Below are 21,970 nucleotides of genomic sequence, written 5' to 3' on the forward strand. Positions count from 1 at the left end.
GCACGCTTGGAAGCCGCGCCCCATGCACCATGAGCCGCACAGCACCGGTCCCATGCACCATGAGCCGCACAGCACCGCTTTGAAGCACCGCGCCGTATAACAGCCCCTCTCCCACGGACACCAGGAGCATCAAGTGACCGACGCACACACCGCCGGCCCCTTCATCGCCGCCATCGACCAGGGCACGACCTCGTCGCGCTGCATCGTCTTCGACCGCGACGGACGCATCGTCTCCGTCGACCAGAAGGAGCACGAGCAGATCTTCCCGAAGCCGGGCTGGGTCGAGCACGACGCCACCGAGATCTGGGCCAACGTCCAGGAGGTCGTCGCCGGAGCCATCCAGAAGGCCGGCATCACCCGCGACGACATCAAGGCCATCGGCATCACCAACCAGCGCGAGACCACCGTGCTGTGGGACAAGAACACCGGTGAGCCCGTCCACAACGCCCTCGTCTGGCAGGACACCCGCACCGACGCGCTCTGCAAGGAACTCGGCCGCAACGTCGGCCAGGACCGCTTCCGCCGGGAGACCGGTCTGCCGCTCGCGTCGTACTTCGCGGGCCCCAAGGCCCGCTGGCTGCTCGACAACGTCGAGGGCCTGCGCGAGCGCGCCGAGGCCGGGGACATCCTCTTCGGCACCATGGACACCTGGGTCATCTGGAACCTGACCGGCGGTGTCGACGGCGGCAAGCACGTCACCGACGTCACCAACGCCTCCCGCACCATGCTGATGAACCTGCACACCATGCAGTGGGACGACAAGATCGCCGAGTCCATCGGCGTCCCGCTGGCGGTGCTGCCCGAGATCCGCTCCTCCGCCGAGGTCTACGGCGAGATCACCGGCGGCCCGCTCGGCGAGCTGCTCGGCGGCATCCCCGTCGCCTCCGCGCTCGGCGACCAGCAGGCCGCCCTGTTCGGCCAGACCTGTTTCTCCGAGGGCGAGGCCAAGTCCACCTACGGCACCGGCACGTTCATGCTGATGAACACCGGTGACAAGATCATCAACTCCTACTCGGGGCTGCTGACCACGGTCGGCTACCGGATCGGCGACCAGGACCCGGTCTACGCCCTGGAAGGCTCCATCGCCGTCACCGGGTCGCTCGTCCAGTGGATGCGCGACCAGATGGGCCTGATCCAGTCCGCCGCCGAGATCGAGACGCTCGCGTCCTCGGTCGAGGACAACGGCGGCGCCTACTTCGTGCCGGCCTTCTCCGGTCTGTTCGCCCCGTACTGGCGTCCCGACGCCCGCGGTGTGATCGCCGGACTGACCCGGTACGTCACCAAGGCGCACATCGCGCGCGCCGTCCTGGAGGCCACCGCCTGGCAGACCCGTGAGATCAGCGACGCCATGACCAAGGACTCCGGCGTCGAGCTCACGGCCCTCAAGGTCGACGGCGGCATGACCTCCAACAACCTGCTGATGCAGACCCTGGCCGACGTCCTGGACGCCCCCGTGGTGCGCCCGATGGTCGCCGAGACCACCTGCCTCGGCGCCGCCTACGCGGCCGGTCTGGCCGTGGGCTTCTGGACCAACACCGAGGACCTGCGCGCCAACTGGCGCCGGGCCGCGGAATGGACCCCCAACATGGCCGCGGACGTGCGCGACCGTGAGTACAAGAGCTGGCTCAAGGCCGTGGAACGGACCATGGGCTGGATCGAAGACGAGAACTGACGAGGAGTAAGAACCCGCAATGACCAGTCAGTCCACCCTGCAGTCCGTGCCTGCCCTCGGTACGCACCCGGCCTCCGGCTCGAACCCGAGCCGCGCCGAGGCCCGGGAGCAGCTCTCCAAGGCGACGTACGACCTCCTCGTCATCGGCGGCGGCATCCTGGGCATCTCCACCGCCTGGCACGCCGCGCAGTCCGGGCTCAGGGTGGCGCTGGTCGACGCCGGCGACTTCGCCGGAGCCACCTCCTCCGCCTCCTCCAAGCTCCTCCACGGCGGTCTGCGCTACCTGCAGACCGGCGCGGTGAAGCTGGTGGCGGAGAACCACTTCGAGCGCCGTGCGGTCTCCCGCCAGGTGGCCCCCCACCTGGCGAACCCGCTCACGTTCTACCTCCCCGTGTACAAGGGCGGGCCGCACGGCGCGGCGAAGCTCGGAGCGGGCGTCTTCGCCTACTCCGCCCTGTCGGCCTTCGGTGACGGGGTCGGGCACCTGCTCAGCCCCTCGAAGGCGGCGCAGGACGTGCCCGAGCTGCGCACCGACAACCTCAAGGCCGTGGCCGTGTACGGCGACGACCAGATGAACGACTCCCGCATGGCGCTCATGACGGTCCGCGCGGCCGTCGAGTCGGGCGCCGCGGTCCTGAACCACGCCGAGGTCACGGGTCTGCGCTTCACCCGGGGCCGGGTGACGGGCGCGGAACTGCGGGACCGGCTGTCCGGCGACGAGTTCGGGGTGGACGCCCGGCTCGTGCTGAACGCGACCGGCCCGTGGGTGGACCACCTGCGCAGGCTGGAGGACCCGAACGCGGCCCCGTCGATCCGGCTGTCCAAGGGCGCGCACCTGGTGCTGAAGCGGACCTCCCCGTGGAAGGCGGCGCTGGCCACCCCGATCGACAAGTACCGCATCACCTTCGCCCTCCCCTGGGAGGACATGCTGCTGCTCGGCACCACCGACGAGGAGTACGAGGGCGATCCGGCGGACGTCTCGGTCAACGAGAAGGACACGGCCCAGATACTCGACGAGGCCGCGTTCTCCATCCGTGACCAGCAGCTCTCCCGGGACCTGATCACCTACTCCTTCGCCGGTCTGCGGGTGCTGCCGGGCGGCCCCGGCGACACCTCGAAGGCCAAGCGCGAGACGGTCGTCACGGAGGGCCGCGGCGGGATGCTGTCCGTCGCGGGCGGCAAGTGGACCACCTTCCGGCACATCGGCCGGACCGTGATGAAGAAGCTGGAGTCGCTGCCGGGCCGGCCGCTGGGCGAGGACTTCGAGCCGATCTCCGAGCTGCCGCGCAAGCTGCCGCTGCCCGGTGTCGCCAACCCGCGCGCGGTCGCCCACCGCCTGCTGGTGGACGGCCCGGCGCCCGGTCCGCGCATGGCCGCCGACACGGCCAGGCACCTGGCCACCCACTACGGCTCGCTGGCCTTCGACATCGCCCGGCTGGCGAACGAGAACCCGGCGCTCGGCGAGCGGGTCCACCCGGACGCCCCGGAGATCTGGGCGCAGGTCGTCTACGCCCGGGACAACGAGTGGGCCGAGACGGCGGACGACGTGCTGCGCCGCCGTACGACGCTGACGATCCGGGGTCTCGCCACGGACGAGGTCCGCGGCAAGGTGCAGGAACTGCTCGACGAGAAGTAGGCGCCACCGGCCGGACCGGGGTCCGGTCAGGGCGGGTGAGGGGCGGCTCCCACGGGGGGGTGCCGCCCCTCACCCGTGTGCGGGCACCGCGCGCTCACCGGACACCTCCTCCACGGCAATGTGCCCGGCTCCCGCGCGAGTTGGCCGGGCGCGGCGCGGACGAACGCGCGGGGCGGGGTTGGCGGGCACGCGTGTTTCCGGGCCTTCGACGGGGCAGTGATCCGTTCACTCCCCCGTGCGAGGGGGCTGCGGAGGCCCCCTCGGCACGCCGTAAGGTTGAGGCGTACGAGAGGGCACATCGGAAGGAGGCGCTGGGTGATCGAGCTGGAGGGGGTTCCCGAGCTGATCGACCCAGTCATGGTGGCCGCGTTCGAGGGCTGGAACGACGCCGGCGACGCCGCCTCCGCCGCGGTCGCGCACCTGGATCGGGAATGGAAGGGCGAGGTGTTCGCGGCGCTGGACGCCGAGGACTACTACGACTTCCAGGTGAACCGCCCGACCGTGTGGCTGGACGGTGGCGTACGCAAGATCACCTGGCCGACCACGCGTCTGTCGGTGGTCCGGATCGGCGGCGAGAAGCCGCGCGATCTCGTGCTGGTGCGGGGCATCGAGCCGTCGATGCGCTGGCGCTCGTTCTGCAACGAACTGCTCGGTTTCGCGCACGAACTGGGCGTGGAGCTGGTGGTGATCCTGGGTGCGCTGCTCGGCGACACCCCGCACACCCGTCCGGTTCCGGTCAGCGGCGTCACCTCCGACGCCGACCTGGCCCGCACGATGGACCTGGAGGAGACCAAGTACGAGGGCCCCACGGGCATCGTCGGCATCCTCCAGGAGGCGTGCACGCACGCGGGTGTCCCCGCCGTGTCCCTGTGGGCGGCCGTACCGCACTACGTGTCGCAGCCGCCCAACCCGAAGGCGACGCTGGCGCTGCTCAACCGCCTGGAGGACCTCATCGACCTGCGCATTCCGCTGGGCGAGCTGCCCGAGGACGCGCGGGCCTGGCAGCTGGGCGTCGACCAGCTGGCCGCCGAGGACAGCGAGGTCGCCGAGTACGTGCAGACGCTGGAGGAGGCCCGGGACACCGCCGAGCTGCCGGAGGCGTCCGGTGAGGCGATCGCCCGCGAGTTCGAGCGCTACCTGCGCCGCAGGGACGGCGGGGGTCCGGCGGCGGGGACCCAGGGCCACGCGACGGAGAGCGGGGAGCCGGCCTCGTACATCCGTGACACTCCCGGCGGCCGCGGCCGGCCGCCGCTGACGCAGCGCCCCGAGTCCGGCGGCGGGCAGGACACCGGGCCGGACGCCCGGGAGGACAGCGGGTCCGGCTCCGAGAACGGCCCGGGAACGTCGGACGCGCCGGGCGGGGCGGAGTCCACGGACACGCCGGACACCCCCGGCCCATCCGGCCCCTCCGATTCCTCCGGTTCCTCCGACGCGGAGGACTCCTCCGAGGACTGACAGGCAGGCCCGCAAGGGGCGGTACGCGCCACGCGTACCGCCCCTTGCCGCTGTCCGGGCCCGTGGCCGCGGGCCCGTCCGTCACGTCCGCGGCGGTGCGCCCCGGCGCGGCCAACCACCCGTGCCGCCCCACGACATGACATCCGTCTCGTCGGTCTTCGGCCTGAATTCGGCGTGACATCTGTTTCAGGACGGATTGCACAGGTTGCCCAATTCAACTTGTCCTCAAACCAAGTTGGCGCATTCGAGGTGGACGGGATGCCGGGGGCGTGCCAGGTTGTGCGGCGTACGGCACACGCAGGGACCGGCACCCCAGGGATCGAAGGGAGCGGCACGCGATGACCGACCAGGTACAGCCGGCGCAGGGCCCGGGAACGTCCGGGCCGGGGCCCGACGGAGCGGGATTCACCTATCGAGGAGCCGAGCAGGAACTGATCGTCGTCGCCCGTCCGGAAGCCGGGCTGCGCGCGCGGGCCGACGGCGTCCGCTCGGTGGCGGGCGCCGACGTCTCGGCCCTCGACATGTTCCTCAGTGACGAACAGCTCGTACTGGAACCGCTGTTCGGCAATGAGGACCGGCTCCGGCAGTCCGCGGCGGGCGGCGGGAGCGGCCCCGGCCTCGCGCTCTTCTACCGGCTGCGCGGCGCGCGCGACCGCGCCCGGGAACTGCGCGCGCGGATCGCGGCGCTGCCGGGGATCGACGCGGCGTACGTGAAGCCCGGTGCCGTTCCCGCGTCACGGGAGACGGCGCCGTGGACCGGCCGGAGCGCCGACGACGGCAGGCGGACCAAGGAAGGGGCGCCGGTCACCCCCGACTTCACCGGCAGGCAGGGCTATCTGCGCCCGGCGCCCGAGGGCGTCGACGCGTACTGGGCGTGGCAGCGGCCGGGCGGTTCGGGCCGGGGCGTCACCGTGATCGACGTGGAGGGCTCCTGGCAGCTCGGGCACGAGGACCTGGCGTCGAAGCTCGCCGGGGTCGTCGTCGGCACGCCGCACACGGACCTCGCCTGGCGCAACCACGGCACCGCCGTCATCGGTGTGATCGGCGGCGGCCGCGACGAGCACGGGATCACCGGGATCGTGCCGGACGCCGTGACCGCGGCCGCCTCCGTCCGGGGTGTCGGAACGGCCGCGGCGGTCCACGCGGCGGCGGAGCGGCTGGGCCCGGGCGACATCATCCTGGTCGGACTGCACGCCCCGGGGCCCCGGTTCGACTTCGAGGAGCGCGACAGCCAGGCGGGCTACATCCCGCTGGAGTGGTGGCCCGACGACTTCGCCGCCGTCCAGGACGCGACCGCCCGGGGCATTCTGGTGGTGGCCGCGGCCGGCAACGGCGCCGAGTCGCTCGACGACGCGCTCTACGAACGCCGGCCCGCGGAGTTCCCCGAGTGGTGGCGCAACCCGTTCAACCCGTCCAACCCGTCCTCCGGGGCGATCCTGGTCGGCGCGGGCGCACCGCCGCCCGGAACGCACGGCCGCGACCACGGCCCGGACCGTTCACGGCTCGCGTTCTCCAACCACGGCGCGCGCGTGGACGCGCAGGGCTGGGGCCGTGAGGTCACGACCACCGGCGGCTTCTGGGACCGGCCCGGCGATCTGCAGGGCGGGGCCGAGGAGATCGCCTGGTACACGGACACGTTCTCCGGGACCTCTTCCGCCTCCCCGGTGGTGGTCGGCGCCCTGGCCGCGCTGCAGGGCATGCTCAAGGCCGCGGGCCAGGCGCCGATGTCCGCGGAGCGTGCGCGCGTCCTGCTGCGGACCACGGGCTCCCCGCAGCAGGACGCGCCGGGCCGGCCCGCCTCCCAGCGGATCGGCAGCCGGCCCGACATCAAGGCGGCGGTGGCCCGTCTGCTGCCGGAGGCGGTCGGCTCGGGCCAGGCCGAACGGTACTGGGACGAGCTGTTGCCGTATCCGCGCGAACTCCCGCCGAGGCTCCGGCTGTACGTGTCCGGTGCCTGGCGCAGCCTCGACGATCCGTCCCCCGAGATCCGCCGGGCGGTGCACTCCGCCTTCGCGGGGGGACGGCCTGACGTACGGGTCTGGTTCGCGGACGACGAGATCGTCGGCCTGGTCGTCACGGGCTGAGGACGTCGTCCCGCCGGACCGGAACCCAACAGAACGGAACGCAACCAACCACGGATGGAAGGTGGCACCCCGCATGAGCACGATCCCGCAGATGAGCCAGCAGGGACAGCAGGGCCAGTACCAGGGGCAGCAGGGCCCCAGCACGGCGCCCCCGCAGCAGTTCGGGGCGCAGCAGTTCGGTCCGCAGCAGGGCATGTTCCAGCAGCAGCCGTTCGGCACGCAGGCGCAGCAGCCGTACGGGCCGCAGCTCATCGGTCAGCAGACGCAGCACCAGCCTCCCCAGCAGGGCATGGGCCAGCAGGGCATGAGTCAGCTGGGCATGGGCCAGCAGATCCCGCAGCAGCACATTCCGCCGCACCTGCAGCAGCAGCTCCAGCAGCTCGGCCAGCAGCAGCCCTTCCAGCACCTTCTCCAGCAGCTCGGCGGTCAGCAGGCGCACACGCCGGGACAGCCGCTCGTGCTGCCGAGCGCCGTCGAACGCGCGGCGCTCGTAACGGGGATCGCCACGAAGTTCTGGGACGTCGTCACCCCGCTGCCGGGGCAGCCGTCGATCCTCTACCTGTTCATCGACAACGGCTGGCGTCAGCTGGTGAACCCCAACCAGGTCACCCATGACGAGGTCCAGGAAGCCTTCGCCTTCGGGCAACAGGTCATCGGGATCTACGACTCGGGCACCGGCTCCGTCCAGGCCGTGATCGTGAACCGGCAGTAGGGCCGGCGCGCGACGGACGGCTCCGCGTACAGGGCGCCGGGCGGATCACTCCGCCCGGCGCCCGACCGCGTACGGCGGACGGTTACAGCGCCACGCCCATGAGGGCGTCGACGGCTCGCGAGACGATGCCGGGGGCGCCCTCGTCCGTGCCGCCGCTCTCGTGCTGGAGCGCGGCCCAGCGGTCGACCGCGGCGAGCGCGGCCGGTGCGTCGAGGTCGTCGGCGAGCGCGGCGCGGATCTCCTCGACGAGCGCGTCGGCCGACGGCCCGTCGGGCCGGGAGACCGCGGCCCGCCAGTTGTCCAGGCGCGCGACGGCCTCCTCGAGGACGGTGTCCGTCCACTCCCAGTCGGACCGGTAGTGGTGCGCGAGCAGCGCCAGCCGGATGGCGGCGGGGTCGACCCCGTCACGCCGCAGCCGGGACACGAAGACGAGGTTGCCCTTGGACTTCGACATCTTCTCGCCGTGCAGCGCGACCATGCCGGCGTGGACGTACGCCTTGGCCATCGGGAACTCGCCGGTCAGCACCTGGGCGTGCGAGGCGCCCATCTCGTGGTGCGGGAAGGCGAGGTCGGAACCGCCGCCCTGGACGTCGAAGCCCATGCCCAGGTGGTCGAGGGCGATGGCGACGCACTCGATGTGCCAGCCGGGCCGGCCGCGGCCCAGCGAGCCGCCGTCCCAGCTCGGCTCGCCGTCGCGGGCGGCCATCCACAGCATCGGGTCGAGGGGGTTCTTCTTGCCGGGCCTCTCCGGGTCGCCGCCGCGCTCGGCGGAGAGCAGGCGCATCGCTGCGGCGTCCAGGTTGGACACCTTGCCGAAGGCGGGGTCGGCCTCGACGGAGAAGTAGACGTCGCCCTCGAGTTCGTACGCCGCTCCGGCGTCCCGCAGCCGCTCGACGAGCGGCACGATGCCGGGTATCGCCTCGACGGCGCCTATGTAGTGGCGCGGCGGCAGCATCCGCAGGGCGGTCATGTCCTCGCGGAAGAGGGCGGTCTCCTTCTCGGCGAGTCCCACCCAGTCGACGCCGTCGCGCTCGGCCCGCTCCAACAGCGGGTCGTCGACGTCCGTCACGTTCTGGACGTAGTGAACCTGCCGCTTGGTGTCGAGCCACACGCGCTGCACGAGGTCGAACGCGTTGTAGGTCGCCGCGTGTCCCATGTGGGTGGCGTCGTACGGCGTGATGCCGCAGACGTAGATACGGGCGACGGGACCGGGGTCGAGGGTGACGAGCCCACCGGTCGCGGTGTCGTGGATCCGGAGGTCGCGGCCCTCACCGGGCAGGGCGGGGACCTCAGAAGCGGGCCAGGCATACATGTCATGAGCCTAACCGGACGGGACTTCCGCATACGAACCGGGCGGCATCTGACGACAGGAAAGCCCCCGTTGTGCTATCGGCCGTCCCGCGCGGCGCGGACGTGCCGCCGCGCTACACCGGGGGCCAGGGGATCGCGGGCCAGTCCCCGCTCGGTTCCGGGTGCCTCCCGGAGGCGAGCATCGCCTCGACCCGCGCGCGCGTGGCCTCGACCTCGACGGCGGTGACGAGTTCGGCCAAGCGGGTGGCCAGCGGCGCTCCGGGCGCCAGGGCGTCGCGCAGGGAGGCCAGGACCTCCAGTGCCTCGTCCGTGAGCGGCTCCCCCGCCCAGCCCCACAGCAGGGTGCGCAGCTTGTTCTCGGCGTTGAAGGTGACCCCGTGGTCGATGCCGTAGAGACGGCCCTCCTGCGCGGGCAGCAGATGGCCGCCCTTGCGGTCGGCGTTGTTGATCACGGCGTCGAGGACGGCGAGCCGCCGCAGCCGGGCGTCGTCGGCGTGCACGAGCAGAGCCGTCTCGCCCTCGCCGACCTCGGCGAAACCGATCGCCTTCCAGCCCTCGGCGGGCTCCTCGCCCTCCACGAGCGCGAGCAGTCCGTCCCCGTCCTCGGCGGCCGACGGCTCGATCCACACCTGGCACATGCCCTCGCCGTACGGTCCGTCACGCAGCACGGTGGTGGGCACGAGCCCCCAGCCGGTCGCCTCGGAGACCTCGTACGCCGCGACCTCGCGCTGGGCGAGCGTGCCGTCGGGGAAGTCCCACAGCGGCCGCTCCCCGGCGACGGGCTTGTAGACGCAGTGGGCCTCGCGGCCCTCGTAGGACACGGAGCAGTACAGCACCGCGTTCGAGGCCTCGCGGATCCGTCCGCGTACCTTCAGCTCGCCCCGGGCGAGCAGCTCGGCGGTCGTCACGCTCCGCGACGGTATCCGTTCTGGCGCGGACATACGTGTCCTTCCGGGTCGAGCGGGAGGCTGCACAGCGGGCAGGGGGGCCGGCCGGCGTTGACGACGTCGAGCGCGCGCTTGGCGAAGGCTCTGGCCTGCGCTCCGGTGAGGCGGACGCGGAGCATCGGCGGGCCGTTCTCCTCGTCCTGGAGCAGCCGCTCCTCCGCCTCGGCGAGGTCCTCGTCGGACTCCGCCTCGACCTCCACGAGGGCCTGCGCCTCGACGATCATGCGCTGTTCCTCACCGTCCCAGGCCAGCGCCATGGTGCCGACCCGGAACTCCTCCTCCACGGGTGTGTCGAGGGGCGCGGTGTCGGACACCTCGGTCGAGGCCATCGCCGGGACCGGGGCACTGCCTCCGGTGCGCCGGACGACCTCGTCGAGGAGCTCGTCCATCCGCTCGGCGAGCGCGGCGACCTGGGTCTTCTCCAGAGCCACACTCGTCACCCGGGGGCCGGAGGATGCCTGCAGGAAGAAGGTACGGCGTCCGGGCAACCCGACCGTGCCGGCCACGAAGCGGTCCGGGGGGTCGTAGAGGAACACCTGACGGGACACGTCCTGTCTCCATTGAATCGGCATGGGAGCCGGCTGACCGCGCCGGCCCGCATCGGCTGGGAACGGGTTGACAACTGCTGTGCTGGTTCGACCGCTTCACCCTACTGCGGCCGACGATCACGGTGCGCCCGCACCACCCCCGACCGGAGCGTCGCCGCCCGGGGGTTCCTCGCGCGGGGCCAGGGAGGCGAGATCGCCGGTGTCCCCGAGACGCACGAGAAATGGCCTCAGCCGGGTGTAACGGATCGCGGTGATGGAACACGGTTCGACAGAGATCCGCTGAAAGAGGTCCAGATGAAGTCCGAGTGCGTCGGCCACGAGCGACTTGATGATGTCGCCGTGCGAACACATGAGGTAGACCGCGTCCTCGCCGTGGTCGCGCTCCACGCGCGCGTTCCACTCGCGCACCGCCTCGGCGGCGCGGGTCTGCATGGCCCGCATCGATTCGCCGCCCGGGAACGCGGCCGCGGACGGGTGCGCCTGCACGATGTCCATCAGCGGCTCGTCCTTGAGTTCGGCGAGCTTGCGGCCCGACCAGTCGCCGTAGTGGGCCTCGCCTATCCGTTCCTCGGTGTGCGCGGGGACCTCGGGACGGGCCTCCAGCAGCGGCTGGACGGTCTCCTGGCAGCGCTGGAGCGGGCTGGTGACGACCTCGGCGATCGGCAGCCCGGCGAGCCGGCCCGGCAGGGCCGCGGCCTGCTGCGTGCCGCGCTCGTCGAGCGCGACGCCCGGCGTCCAGCCGGCGAGCAGTCCCGCGGTGTTGGCGGTGGAGCGTCCGTGCCGGACGAGGATCAGGGTGGGCATGCGGCCCAGCGTAGACGGAGGGCCCCGGAAGGCGGCGGGCCCTGTGGAAAGCGGCCCCCGGCGTACGGTGGGGCCACGGCGACGGGAGGACGCACACTGTGATCGTCGACTGCGCCATCTACCGTGAGGGCCGGCGCGCCGAGGGCGCCGACGACCTCTCCGACGCCTTGGAGCGGTGCCGCGCCGGGGAGCACGCCTTCGTGTGGATCGGCCTGCACGAGCCGACGGAGGACGAGTTCGAACTGGTCACGAAGGAGTTCGGGCTCCATCCGCTGGCGGTCGAGGACGCCCTCAAGGCCCATCAGCGCCCCAAGCTGGAGGTGTACGAGGACTCGCTCTTCATGGTCCTCAAGCCGGTGTCGTACGAACCGCGGAGCGACACGGTCACCTCCGGCGAGGTCATGGTCTTCGTGGGCGACTCGTTCGTGGTGACCGTGCGGCACGGCGAGGAATCGCCCCTGACGGGGATCCGGCAGCGCCTGGAGTCGGATCCCGAGACGCTGCGGCACGGGCCGACGGCGGTGCTCCACTCGATCGCGGACGCCACGGTGGACCACTATCTGGAGGTGTCGACCGAGCTCGGCACCGACCTGGAGGAGCTGGAGGCGGAGGTCTTCTCGCCGCATCTCGGCGGCTCGCGGAACACCGCGTCGCGGATCTACGCGTTCAAGCGGCAGGTCCAGGAGTTCCGCAGGGCGACGGTGCCGCTGGCGGTGCCGCTGGCCCGGCTCTCGGGCTCGGGCCTGAGGACGGCGGACGTTCCGTTCGTGGACGGCGAGGCGCAGCCGTTCTTCCGTGACGTCAACGACCACCTGCTGAGGGTCAACGAGTCCGTGGAGGCCCTGGACCGGCTCGTGTCCGACATCCTCTCGGCGCATCTGGCGCAGATGAGCGTGCGGCAGAACGACGACATGCGGAAGATCTCCGCGTGGGCGGCGATGGCGGCGGTCCCCACGATGATCGCGGGGATCTACGGCATGAACTTCGATCACATGCCGGAGCTGCGCTGGCTGTGGGGGTACCCGGCGGTGATCGCGCTGATGACCGTCCTGGAGATCCTGCTGTTCCGGCTCTTCAAGCGCCGGGGCTGGCTGTAGGTCCGCGCGGTTCAGGCGAATTCCGGTGCCGTCGTGGCGGGGCCGTTCAGGGCTCCGCGCCGCTCGGGCATCTTCAGGGTGACCATCCGGTGCCAGCCCGCGGCCCGCTCGTAGGCGTACACGGCGTGGATGCCCGCGGCGAGGACGGCCGCCTTGGCGCGGGGCCAGCCGAGGACGCGGCCCATGCGGGTCATCACGGCGAGGCTGACGTCCCGGTAGATCCTGATCTCGGCGAGCGCGCACTCGCGCAGGGCGCGCTGGATGGCGCGGCCGTGGCCGGCGTGGGCGAAGCGCAGCAGTTCCTCGTGGCAGTAGGCGAGGTGGTTGTCCTCGTCGGCCGAGATCATCCGCACCGCGCGGCCGATGTCGGGGTGGTCGGCGAAGTGCCTGCGCAGCAGGTCCATCTGCTCGGAGGCGCGCTGTTCGGTGACCCTGCTGTGGGCCAGGTAGGTGACGATGTCCTGGACGGTGAGCGGCTGGTCGTCCTTGAGCTTGTCGTGCGCCAGGCCGATGCCGTGCCGTTCCAGGAGCATCGTGTAGTCGGTGTCGGGCGGCACCTCGACGGGTTCGAGGCCGCGCTTCTTCAGGAGGGCGTTGAAGATCCGGCCGTGCTTGTCCTCGTCGGCGCCGTGCCGGGCGATCTTGGGGGCGAGGGCGCGTTCCTCCGCCGGGACCAGTGCGGCGATCCGGGCGTTCTCCCAGCCGCCCTGCGACTCTCCGCTGGCGGCGATGGAGCAGAAGAGGCGGTACGACTCGTCGTTGTCGAGGATTTCCTGGAACAGGCTCTTGGCGGACAGCATCTTTGACACCCTCTCTGCAGAGTTGCGCAGAAAACGAGTCAAATGGGTTGCCTGTCCCCCGGCAACCCGATGTGTCCGACAAATCCGCCGAACGACGGACGGCGCGGCGGGTCCGGGCGCGTAACCAAGGGGCTCCCGGCGCGTTGTTCCCCGTGACGGCCGTGGCGGGGAAGACCCCCGAGCCCCCACCACGGCCGCAGAACTCTCCGGGCGGCTTTCCCCCGGGTTACGCGAGCCCGGCCCGCTCCAGGGCGTCGGTGCCGGCCCGCAGCGAGGCGATCCGGTCCTCCAGGGTGAAGCCCGCGGGGGCCAGCGTGAGCGTGGTGACGCCGGCCGCGGCGTAGGCCTTCATACGGTCGGCGATGCGGTCCACGGAGCCGAGCAGGGTCGTCTGGTCGATCAGGGTGTGCGGGATGGCGGCGGCCGCGCCCTCCTTGTCGCCGGCCAGGTACTTCTCCTGGATCTCGGCGGCCTCCTTCTCGTAGCCCATGCGCCGGGCGAGCTGGTTGTAGAAGTTCTGCTTGAAGCTGCCCATGCCGCCGACGTACAGCGCGGTGTACGGACGGAACATGTCGGCGAGCGCGGGGACGTCCTTGTCGGCGCCGACGGCGAGCGGCAGGGTCGGGCAGACGTCGAAGCCCTCCATCGTCTTCCCCGCCTTCTCGCGGCCCGCCCGCAGGTGCTGGATCGCGGTGTCCTCGAGGTGCTCGGCGGAGGGGAAGATGAGCAGCGCGCCGTCCGCGATCTCGCCGGTCTGCTCCAGGTTCTTCGGGCCGATCGCGGCGATGTACAGCGGGATGTGCTCGCGCTCGGGGTGCACGGTCAGCTTGAGCGGCTTGCCCGGGCCGCCCGGCAGCGGCAGGGTCCAGTGCTCGCCCTCGTACGACAGCCGCTCGCGCGTCATGGCCTTGCGGACGATCTCCACGTACTCGCGGGTGCGGGCCAGCGGCTTGTCGAACTTGACGCCGTACCAGCCCTCGGACACCTGCGGCCCGGAGACGCCGAGGCCGAGGCGGAAGCGGCCCCCCGACAGCGAGTCCAGCGTCGCGGCGGTCATCGCGGTCATCGCGGGCTGGCGGGCCGGGATCTGGAAGATGGCCGAGCCGACGTCGATGCGCTCGGTCTGGGCAGCGACCCAGCTGAGCACGGTGGCCGCGTCGGATCCGTAGGCCTCGGCGGCCCAGCAGACGGCGTATCCGAGCCGGTCGGCCTCCTGGGCGACGGCGAGGTTGTCCGCGTCCATTCCGGCGCCCCAGTAGCCGAGATTGATGCCGAGCTGCATGGCCGATCCCCTTACCGATCAGTAACGTCCCTTGTGTCCGAGACCCTAGCGTGCGGGCGGCGTCGGCGGGGAGCGGCCTTCACCGGGATTTCCGTCGTCCACAGGTGCCCACACCGCCGGTGCCGGACAGTAATCTCGGCGTCCATGGAGCAGAGGCATCTCGGCCGTACCGGCCTGCGTGTTTCCCGGATCGGGCTCGGCACCCTCACCTGGGGGCGGGACACCGACGAGCATGACGCCGCGGACCTCTTGAAGACGTTCTGGGAAGCGGGCGGGAACCTCGTCGACACGGCGGACGTGTACGGCGACGGGGAGGCCGAGTACCTCCTCGGGCGGCTGCTGGAAGGGCTCGTTCCGCGCCGGGACCTGGTCATCTCGACGAAGGCGGGGAGCGTGCGCGACCCGGACCGCCGGTTCGACGGCTCGCGCGGTCATCTGATCTCGGCCCTGGACGCCTCGCTCGCCCGCCTGGGCACCGACTACGTGGACGTCTGGCACGTGCACGCCTATGACCCCGACACGCCTCTCGACGAGACCCTCCAGGCCCTCGACCTGGCCGTCGGCAGCGGCCGCGCGCGCTACGCGGGCGTGTCCAACTTCTGCGGCTGGCAGCTCGCCAAGGCCGCCACCTGGCAGCTCGCGGCGCCCGGCATACGCACCCGGCTGGCCAGTACGCAGATGGAGTACTCCCTGCTGCAGCGCGGCATCGAGCGGGAGGTGCTGCCGGCCGCCCTCGACCTGGGCGTCGGACTGCTGCCCTCCTCGCCGCTCGGGCGCGGCGTGCTCACCGGCAAGTACCGGGGCGGGACACCGGCCGACTCCCGTGGCGGCTCGGAGCACCTCGCGCCCTTCGTGGCGCCGTACCTCGACGACACGGCGAGCGGTGTCGTCGAGGCGGTGACGACCGCGGCGGACGGTCTCGCCGTGTCCGCGCTCCAGGTGGCGCTCGCCTGGGTCCGCGACCGGCCCGGGGTGGTCGCCCCCATCGTCGGCGCGCGCAACGCGCAGCAGCTCACGGCCGCTCTGTCAGTGGAGACCCTTAGTCTTCCTGACGAGATCTGCCGGGCGCTCGACGACGTGTCGGCCCCGGTGCACCACTATCCCGATCACGACTGGAGCACGCTGTGAGCACGGAGCCCGAGACCACCCAGGACGCGGAGCCGGGGACGCCGGGCGCGGACACGGCCGCCGTCGCCCCTGAGCCGGCGGGCGAGGGCGTGGACCGGGTGGAGGACGAGCCCTCCGGGGAAGGGGACGCCTCCGGAGAGGGGGACGCCTCCGGAGAGGGGGACGTCTCCGGAGAGGGCGCCGAGGGCTCCGACGCGGACGGTGGTACGGGCACGGAGGGGACCGGATCCGCCGAGGGCGCGGCCCAGTTGTCCGAGGCCGCCGCCGAGCTGGCGGCCCAGCGCGTGGAGCGGGAGCGGATCGAGCGCCGGAAGGCGGAGAAGCGGACTCCGATCGAGGCCGGGGGCAAGCTCAGCGGCACGGCCGCGGACCTGCTCGCGGCGGTGCGGGCCGTGGAGAGCGGAGAGAAGCCCGTCGCCACCGCCTTCCGCGCGCCGGAGCCCGCGCCGCGCGAGGCCGCGCCGGAGCCCGTACGACGACCCCGGCCGACCGCGGCGCCGGCCGCACCGGCGCGGGCCGCCGCGCCGGAGGCCGTCGCCGCCGTCCGTGCCGTGCTGACCGGGGCCGGCGCTCCCGAAGCGCTCGCGGGACCGGTCGTCGCGGTGCTGGGCGAGGGCGCCGGCGACCGGCTGCGCGAGGACCCCTGGCAGCTGCTCCGGGTGCCCGGAGTGCGGCCCGAGCAGGCCGACGGGTTCGCCCGGGCGCTGCTCGGCGCGGAGTGCGGCCCGGACGACGAACGCCGGGGCACGGCGCTGACCGTGTGGCTGCTGGAGCAGGCGGCCGTCGCCGGGCACACCGCGCTGGACGCCCCGGCCCTCACCGCGGCGCTCTCCCAGCGCTCGGTGCCGGACCCGGACGCGGCCGTGCAGGGCGCGCTCGCGGAGGGCGAGGCCCTGGTCTTCCAGGACGCGCCGGCCACCGCTCCCCCGGCCCCCGCGTCCCAGGACGACGCGGAGGAGCCGCAGGAGCGTCCGGTGCGGGTCCTGATCGGCCTGGAGCGGTACGCGCTGGCGGAGGAGAGCCTCGCCGACGGACTCGCCCGGCTGATGAACTCGGTGCCGAAGGAGGACGGTTCGGCCGCCGACTGGGAGCGCGAAGCGGCCTCGGCGCCCCGCTCGGCCGGGGAGCTGATCCGCACGGCCGCCGCTCACGGCCTGGTACTGCACACCGGCGGCGAGGCCTCGCGGTCCGAGGCGGCCGCGCTGCTGCACGCGGCACGCGCGCTCGGCCTGCGCGGCTGGGCCGCCGCGCACACCCCCGGCGGACGGGACGGCTTCGCGGAACGGCTGGCCCGGCAGGAGCCGGCGGACGGCTCCACGGGCGGTCCGGCGACCGGTGCCGCCACCGTCGCCGGACTGCTCTCCGGCGCCGAAGGACCGGCCCGGGACGCGGACGGCGCCCTGGACCTGGACGTCCTGGTCGTCCTCGACGCGCCGCAGCTCGACGTCGAGACGGCGGCGGTGCTCGCCGAGTCGCTGCCGGACGGGGCGCGGCTCGTGCTGAGCGGTGATCCGGGTGTGCTGTGGTCGGCGGGCCCCGGCCGGGTCTTCGCGGACCTGCTCGCCGCCCGCGTCTGCCCGCAGGCGGCCTCGCGGACCCCTGACCCCGGGCCCATCGGCGAGCTGGTCTCCGGGATCGGCATCGGCGAGCTGGGCCAGGTCGAGGCGCCCGGCAAGGAGGTCGTGATCGTCCCGGTGCGCGACGCGGGCGAGGCGGTCCACCGGACGGTCCAGCTCGTCGCGGACTCGGTGCCGCGTGCGATCGGCGTCCCGGCCGAGCAGACCCAGGTCATCACCCCCGGGCACGGCGGCGCGGTCGGCACGCGTGCGCTGAACACCGCGCTCAAGGAGCGGCTGAACCCCGGTCCGGGCCGTTTCGGCGGCTTCGACCCGGGCGACCGGATCGTCCACTCCCCCGCGCCGGGCCGGGCGCTGCCGGGCCGTGTGGTGAGGGCCGATGCCGAGGGGCTGCACCTGGACTGTTCGGGCGCCCCCGTCGTCGTTCCGAGGGAGCGGGTGGAGCAGACCGTGCGGCACGGCTGGGCGCTCACCGCCCACCAGGCGGTGGGGCTGCGCTGGCCCGCCGTGGTCGTGGTGCTCCCGGGCGACGCCGCGGCGGCCCTGACCCGGCCGTGGGTCTACACGGCCTTCGGGCGGGCCGAGCGTCATCTGTCCGTCGTGCACGGGGTGGAGCAGGCGCTGCCGCACGCGGTGGCGGAGGTCCCGCAGAAGCCGCGCACGACGCGTCTGCAGGCTCTGCTGAAGGCGCAGACGCCGACGGCGGACTGATCGGCACCGCGCCCCCACGGCCGCCGGACCGGGCGCCGCGGGGCGGGAACACGCGGGTGGCGGTCACCGGAATCCGGTGACCGCCACCCGCGTACTCCGCTCCGTGCCGGGCGGTCTCAGCGATCCGCGTCCAGCGGGTCCGGGGAGTCGGTCTCCCCGTCGGGGCCGAGGTCGTCGTCCAGATCGTCGTCGTCCAGATCGTCGTCGTCCGACTCCTCGTCGAACACCGCGCTGACGTCGAAGCGGCAGACGACACGCTGCGGGTCGATCGACTCGAAGGGCGTCTCCAGCCATTCACCCGGTTCGGCGGGTTCGTCCGCCGCGGTCACCCAGAGCGTGGAGTCGCCCTCCTCCAGCCCGAACTCCTTGTGCCGGGTGGCGATCTCGTCCGGCTCGAACTCTCCGAAGAGGATCCCGAGCGCGCCGTGAACGGTGCCGGACGCCGCGTCGAAGCCCTCGGTGGCGGTGGCGCCGTCCTCCTCCACCGCCTCCACCCGCTGGGCCTGCGCCAGCAGTCGCTGCGGCTCCACCACCGCGTAGTCCCGGCGGATCACCACGCTCAGGGCGTTCGGCTCCTCGGGTCCGGTGTAAGGAGGCAGCGTGTCGTCACCGCCGGGGATCTCGAAGGGCGTGACCTCGTCGTAGCGGTCGTAGAGGAGCTCGTCGTACTCCTCCGCCGCCGCGGCGAGCTCGTTGAAAGCTTCGTAGACGTCCGGGTCGTCGTCGCCCGTCCTGCGCTCGACCGCCGCCAGGTGGCGGTCGAGTGCGGCCTTGACAGCCTCTGCGGCGGCGCGTACCTCGGCAGCGGTGGGCTGCACAGCATCAGACATAGTGCAGACGCTATCCGTACCGGGCCTCTGCCCGCACAATAGATGCGATGCCGGAATACGAATTTGTCGACGTGTACGTACCTCGCGGGGTCTCCCGCAAGGAGACGACACGTCTGCTGACGGACCATGCAGAGTACGGACACTGGGAGTTGGACCGCCTGAGCCTGCTCCGTGACGGCAGCCGCAGAGTGCGGCTGCGCCGACGGATCATCCGCCAGGTACGCGCCACGTGGTGACAGAAGACCGCTGAACGGTGGGGCCCCGCCGTCGCAGGACCCCACCGTCTCTCATCACGTCACGGGGGAAGGCCGTGGCGCCTCGGTCGCGACCGTGCCGCGCGGCGATCACACCTGCGCGCGTGGGCTCACGTCCAGGCCCCATCCCTCGATGTGATCACCACACTGTCGCCGCGTCACGCCGCGGAGCGCGCCCGGCGGTAGAGCACGGCGCCGGCCAGCAGCGCGGCGGCTCCCGCCGGCACGACCGCTCCGAGCGGCAGCTCACTGCCCGTGTGGGCCAGCTGGGCCGCGGAGTCCGCGGCCGGTGTCCGCACGACGGCCCCCGGGCCGGGCAGGCCGGCCCGCACGGCTCCGCCGCGGTGCTCGCCCCCGCCCGGGGTGGACGTGCCGGGGTGGGCCGGAGTTCCGGGGTTGCCCGGGTGACCGGGCTGTCCGGGAGTTCCCGGCCGACCCGGGTGACCAGGGGTTCCGGGCCTGTCCGGATGGCCCGGCCGACCAGGATGATCCGAGTGACCGGGGTGCTCGCAGTGACCGTGATGACCAGGGTGACCGGGCTGACCCGGGTACCCATGGTGGCCGGGATGCCCCGGGTGACCGGGCTGATCCGGGTGCCCGTGATGGCCGGGATGCCCCGGGTGACCGGGGTGGCGGGTCTCGTGACCGCCGGTGGATCCGCCGGTCGCGCAGCCGTCGCCCGCCGCCGCGCCGCCGACCCCCACGACGTCCACGCTGTTGCCGCAGACGTTCACCGGGACGTCCACCGGCACCTGTACGTGGTTCCCGGACCCCACCCCCGGCGAGTGGGCGGCACCGCCGCCGGCGCCCGAGCCGCCCGACCGGGCCTCTCGGCCGGTGTGACCGCCGTGGCCGTTCCGGCCGTCGGACGAACCGCCCCGGCCGCCGTGGTCGACGCAGGTGTTGCCCATCGCCGGGTTGAGCAGCCCGACCACGTTCACGGTGTTTCCGCAGACATTGACCGGCACGTGCACCGGCGCCTGCACCGTGTTGCCCGACAGCACGCCGGGAGAATCCGACGTGGAGCCGATCGCGCCCGAGTCGGCGTGCGCGGAGACGCCGGTGACCGCGAGCACACCACCGGCCGCCGCCACGGTGATCAGGCCTTTGCGGGTGACCTGTCGCATAGCTGAAATCCCTGCCTTCAGTCCTTGGGACGTGGACCATCGAGAACACGCGCACACCGCGGGACGTGCGCGGGAAAACCGGTCGGCCCCGGAGCGCATGGCGCGCGCTCCGGGGCCGACGGACTCGGACCTTCACGAAGTGATCCCCATGAGGTGACCCGCGGGCTCCCCCTCATGGGACGGGGCGCGACGTCAGTCGTTGATGCAGGTGTTGCCGAAAGCGGGGTTCAGCAGCCCGATCACGGAGATCGTGTTGCCGCAGACGTTCACGGGAACGTGGACGGGCACCTGAACGACGTTGCCGGAGGCGACGCCCGGGGACCCCACGGCGGCACCCTGGGCGCCCGAGTCGGCGACGGCCAGACCCGCACCCGCGAGAACGAGACCGCCCGTGGCGGCCGCGGCGGCGACGATCTTCTTGATCATTGTTCCTCCTCGTAGGCAAATGCGGTCCAAAGCAGCGGATCGCAACACCTGTAACGAGGACGGAGTACTAGAGCTATGGGCTTATGGTCGCATTCACCCGTCCCGGGCGATTCCCGCACACGCGGGCGAATGCGGGCGTCAACACCCCGCACCTCCCCGGCGGTACGGCGGGGCGGCCCGTCGGCGCCGTGCCGGGGAGGGGCCGCCCCCGGCACGTCACGACGCGTCGATGAACCGGTCCAGCACGCGAACGCCGAACTGGAGCGCGTCCACCGGCACACGCTCGTCGACACCGTGGAACATGCCCGCGAAGTCCAGCTCCGGGGGCAGCTTCAGCGGGGCGAAACCGAAGCAGCGGATACCGAGGTCGGCGAAGGACTTGGCGTCGGTGCCGGCCGAGAGCATGTAGGGCACGGCGCGCGCGATCGGGTCCTCGGCCGAGAGCGCGGTCTGCATGGCGTCGACGAGGGCGCCGTCGAAGCCGGTCTCCAGCGCCTTGTCCGCGTGCACGTCCTCACGCTTGACCCGGGGGCCGAGGATCCGGTCGAGGTCGGCGAGGAACTCCTCCTCGTAGCCCGGCAGATAGCGGCCGTCCACGTGCGCGGTGGCCTGTCCCGGGATGACGTTGACCTTGTAGCCGGCGCCCAGCTGGGTCGGGTTGGCGGTGTTCTGCAGGGAGGCGCCGATGAGCTTGGCGATGCCGCCGAGCTTGGCGAGCGTCTCGTCCATGTTCTCCGGGTCGAGCTCGGTACCCAGGGCGTCGCCGAGCTCGTCGAGGAAGTGCCGCAGGGTCTTCGTCACCCGCACCGGGAACTTGTGCCGGCCGAGCCGTCCGACGGCCTCCGACAGCTCCGTGATCGCGTTGTCCTTGTGGATCATCGAACCGTGCCCGGCGGTGCCGTCCACGGTCAGCTTCATCCAGTGCATGCCCTTCTGCGCGGTCTCGACGAGGTACAGCCGCAGCTTCTCGTTGACCGTGAAGGAGAACCCGCCGACCTCGCCGATCGCCTCGGTGACGCCCTCGAAGAGGTCGGGGTGGTTGTCGACCAGGTGCCGGGCGCCGAACGTCCCGCCCGCCTCCTCGTCCGCGAGGAAGGCGAGGACGATGTCGCGCGGAGGCTTGCGGCCGGTGCGCATCCGCTCCCGTACGACCGCCAGGGTCATGGCGTCCATGTCCTTCATGTCGACCGCGCCGCGGCCCCAGACCATCCCGTCGGCGATCTCGCCGGAGAAGGGGTGGTGTGTCCAGTCCGCCGCGTTGGCCGGTACGACATCGGTGTGGCCGTGGATGAGCAGCGCGGGCCGCGAGGGGTCCTCCCCCTCGATGCGGGCGACCGTGGAGGTGCGCCCCTTGTGCGACTCGAAGACCTGCGGCTCCAGTCCGACCTCGGCCAGCTTCTCGGCGACGTACTCCGCGGCCTTGCGCTCGCCCGGGCCCGAATGGTCCCCGTAGTTGCTGGTGTCGATCCGGATCAGCTCGCGACAGAGGTCCACGACCTCGTCCTCGCCCGTGACGTTCCTGGTCGTGCCGCTCTCGCTCACGCCGCTTCCTCCCGCTGTCGCCGCTGG

The 21,970-nt window shown here is 72.4% G+C and carries 19 protein-coding genes; 9 read left to right on the top strand and 10 right to left on the bottom strand.

All coding sequences use genetic code 11. From position 1 onward, the window contains the following. Positions 1-133: 133 nt before the first annotated feature. The 5 genes from glpK (at position 134) to ACICHK_RS09710 (ending at position 7,559) form a co-directional block, all read left to right on the top strand. On the top strand, positions 134-1,672 hold the full coding sequence (gene glpK / locus ACICHK_RS09690; RefSeq protein WP_406836581.1) for a glycerol kinase GlpK: 1,539 nt from the start codon (positions 134-136) through the stop codon (positions 1,670-1,672). 19 nt (positions 1,673-1,691) lie between these two features. Then, a complete protein-coding gene (locus ACICHK_RS09695) occupies positions 1,692-3,308 on the top strand; it encodes an FAD-dependent oxidoreductase (protein WP_406836582.1) in 1,617 nt (538 codons plus the stop codon). 315 nt (positions 3,309-3,623) lie between these two features. Next, positions 3,624-4,763 carry a PAC2 family protein gene (locus ACICHK_RS09700; protein WP_406836583.1) on the top strand — a complete coding sequence of 380 codons (1,140 nt, stop codon included), beginning with the start codon at positions 3,624-3,626 and terminating at the stop codon, positions 4,761-4,763. Positions 4,764-5,101: 338 nt separating this feature from the next. Continuing rightward, entirely contained in the window at positions 5,102-6,847 is a 1,746-nt protein-coding gene (locus ACICHK_RS09705) for a S8 family peptidase (protein WP_406836584.1), read from the top strand. A gap of 73 nt (positions 6,848-6,920) precedes the next feature. Then, positions 6,921-7,559 (top strand): hypothetical protein, encoded by a 639-nt coding sequence (locus ACICHK_RS09710; RefSeq protein WP_406836585.1) that lies wholly within the window; start codon positions 6,921-6,923, stop codon positions 7,557-7,559. A gap of 82 nt (positions 7,560-7,641) precedes the next feature. Here the strand turns inward: ACICHK_RS09710 and mshC are convergent, their stop codons facing one another. From mshC to ACICHK_RS09730, 4 genes are all read right to left on the bottom strand, one after another. Further along, positions 7,642-8,871 (bottom strand): cysteine--1-D-myo-inosityl 2-amino-2-deoxy-alpha-D-glucopyranoside ligase, encoded by a 1,230-nt coding sequence (mshC, locus tag ACICHK_RS09715; RefSeq protein WP_151468327.1) that lies wholly within the window; start codon positions 8,869-8,871, stop codon positions 7,642-7,644. Positions 8,872-8,983: 112 nt separating this feature from the next. Continuing rightward, positions 8,984-9,811, bottom strand: a complete 828-nt coding sequence (locus ACICHK_RS09720) for an SCO1664 family protein (protein ID WP_406836586.1) — start codon at positions 9,809-9,811, stop codon at positions 8,984-8,986. Then, a complete protein-coding gene (locus tag ACICHK_RS09725) occupies positions 9,775-10,365 on the bottom strand; it encodes a DUF3090 domain-containing protein (protein WP_103551452.1) in 591 nt (196 codons plus the stop codon). The genes ACICHK_RS09720 and ACICHK_RS09725 overlap by 37 nt, the downstream gene beginning before the upstream one ends. Positions 10,366-10,482: 117 nt before the next feature. Then, a complete protein-coding gene (locus ACICHK_RS09730; RefSeq protein ID WP_151468325.1) occupies positions 10,483-11,169 on the bottom strand; it encodes a histidine phosphatase family protein in 687 nt (228 codons plus the stop codon). Positions 11,170-11,267: 98 nt separating this feature from the next. Between ACICHK_RS09730 and corA the strand changes: the two genes are divergently transcribed. After that, on the top strand, positions 11,268-12,266 hold the full coding sequence (gene corA / locus ACICHK_RS09735; RefSeq protein ID WP_406836587.1) for a magnesium/cobalt transporter CorA: 999 nt from the start codon (positions 11,268-11,270) through the stop codon (positions 12,264-12,266). An 11-nt stretch (positions 12,267-12,277) separates the two neighbouring features. Here corA and ACICHK_RS09740 read toward each other — a convergent pair whose 3' ends face one another. Further along, positions 12,278-13,066, bottom strand: a complete 789-nt coding sequence (locus ACICHK_RS09740; protein ID WP_406836588.1) for a ferritin-like domain-containing protein — start codon at positions 13,064-13,066, stop codon at positions 12,278-12,280. A 226-nt stretch (positions 13,067-13,292) separates the two neighbouring features. Then, positions 13,293-14,348: an LLM class F420-dependent oxidoreductase gene (locus ACICHK_RS09745; RefSeq protein ID WP_151468322.1), complete on the bottom strand. Its 1,056-nt coding sequence runs from the start codon at positions 14,346-14,348 to the stop codon at positions 13,293-13,295. A gap of 144 nt (positions 14,349-14,492) precedes the next feature. On the opposite strand from ACICHK_RS09745, the gene ACICHK_RS09750 reads away from it, so the two are divergent. Together ACICHK_RS09750 and ACICHK_RS09755 are read left to right on the top strand one after the other, a co-directional pair. Further along, positions 14,493-15,476: an aldo/keto reductase gene (locus tag ACICHK_RS09750; protein ID WP_406836589.1), complete on the top strand. Its 984-nt coding sequence runs from the start codon at positions 14,493-14,495 to the stop codon at positions 15,474-15,476. Beyond that, positions 15,473-17,764, top strand: coding sequence for a helix-hairpin-helix domain-containing protein (locus tag ACICHK_RS09755; protein ID WP_406836590.1), 2,292 nt, complete (start codon positions 15,473-15,475; stop codon positions 17,762-17,764). The genes ACICHK_RS09750 and ACICHK_RS09755 overlap by 4 nt, the downstream gene beginning before the upstream one ends. A 116-nt stretch (positions 17,765-17,880) precedes the next feature. Here the strand turns inward: ACICHK_RS09755 and ACICHK_RS09760 are convergent, their stop codons facing one another. Beyond that, entirely contained in the window at positions 17,881-18,594 is a 714-nt protein-coding gene (locus ACICHK_RS09760; protein WP_406836591.1) for a hypothetical protein, read from the bottom strand. A gap of 47 nt (positions 18,595-18,641) precedes the next feature. Between ACICHK_RS09760 and ACICHK_RS09765 the strand changes: the two genes are divergently transcribed. Continuing rightward, on the top strand, positions 18,642-18,830 hold the full coding sequence (locus tag ACICHK_RS09765) for a DUF5703 family protein (RefSeq protein ID WP_081223519.1): 189 nt from the start codon (positions 18,642-18,644) through the stop codon (positions 18,828-18,830). Between the two features lie 176 nt (positions 18,831-19,006). On the opposite strand, the gene ACICHK_RS09770 is transcribed toward ACICHK_RS09765, so the two are convergent. From ACICHK_RS09770 to ACICHK_RS09780, 3 genes are all read right to left on the bottom strand, one after another. Continuing rightward, on the bottom strand, positions 19,007-19,975 hold the full coding sequence (locus ACICHK_RS09770; protein WP_406836592.1) for a chaplin family protein: 969 nt from the start codon (positions 19,973-19,975) through the stop codon (positions 19,007-19,009). A gap of 192 nt (positions 19,976-20,167) precedes the next feature. Then, a complete protein-coding gene (chpH, locus tag ACICHK_RS09775) occupies positions 20,168-20,401 on the bottom strand; it encodes a chaplin ChpH (RefSeq protein WP_406836593.1) in 234 nt (77 codons plus the stop codon). Between the two features lie 216 nt (positions 20,402-20,617). Further along, the gene (locus tag ACICHK_RS09780) at positions 20,618-21,943 is read right to left on the bottom strand and encodes a M20/M25/M40 family metallo-hydrolase (RefSeq protein ID WP_151468316.1); all 1,326 of its coding nucleotides are present in this window, start codon (positions 21,941-21,943) and stop codon (positions 20,618-20,620) included. Positions 21,944-21,970 lie beyond the last annotated feature (27 nt).

This window comes from Streptomyces sp. AHU1 (assembly GCF_045343905.1).
Lineage (GTDB): Bacteria > Actinomycetota > Actinomycetes > Streptomycetales > Streptomycetaceae > Streptomyces > Streptomyces triticiradicis.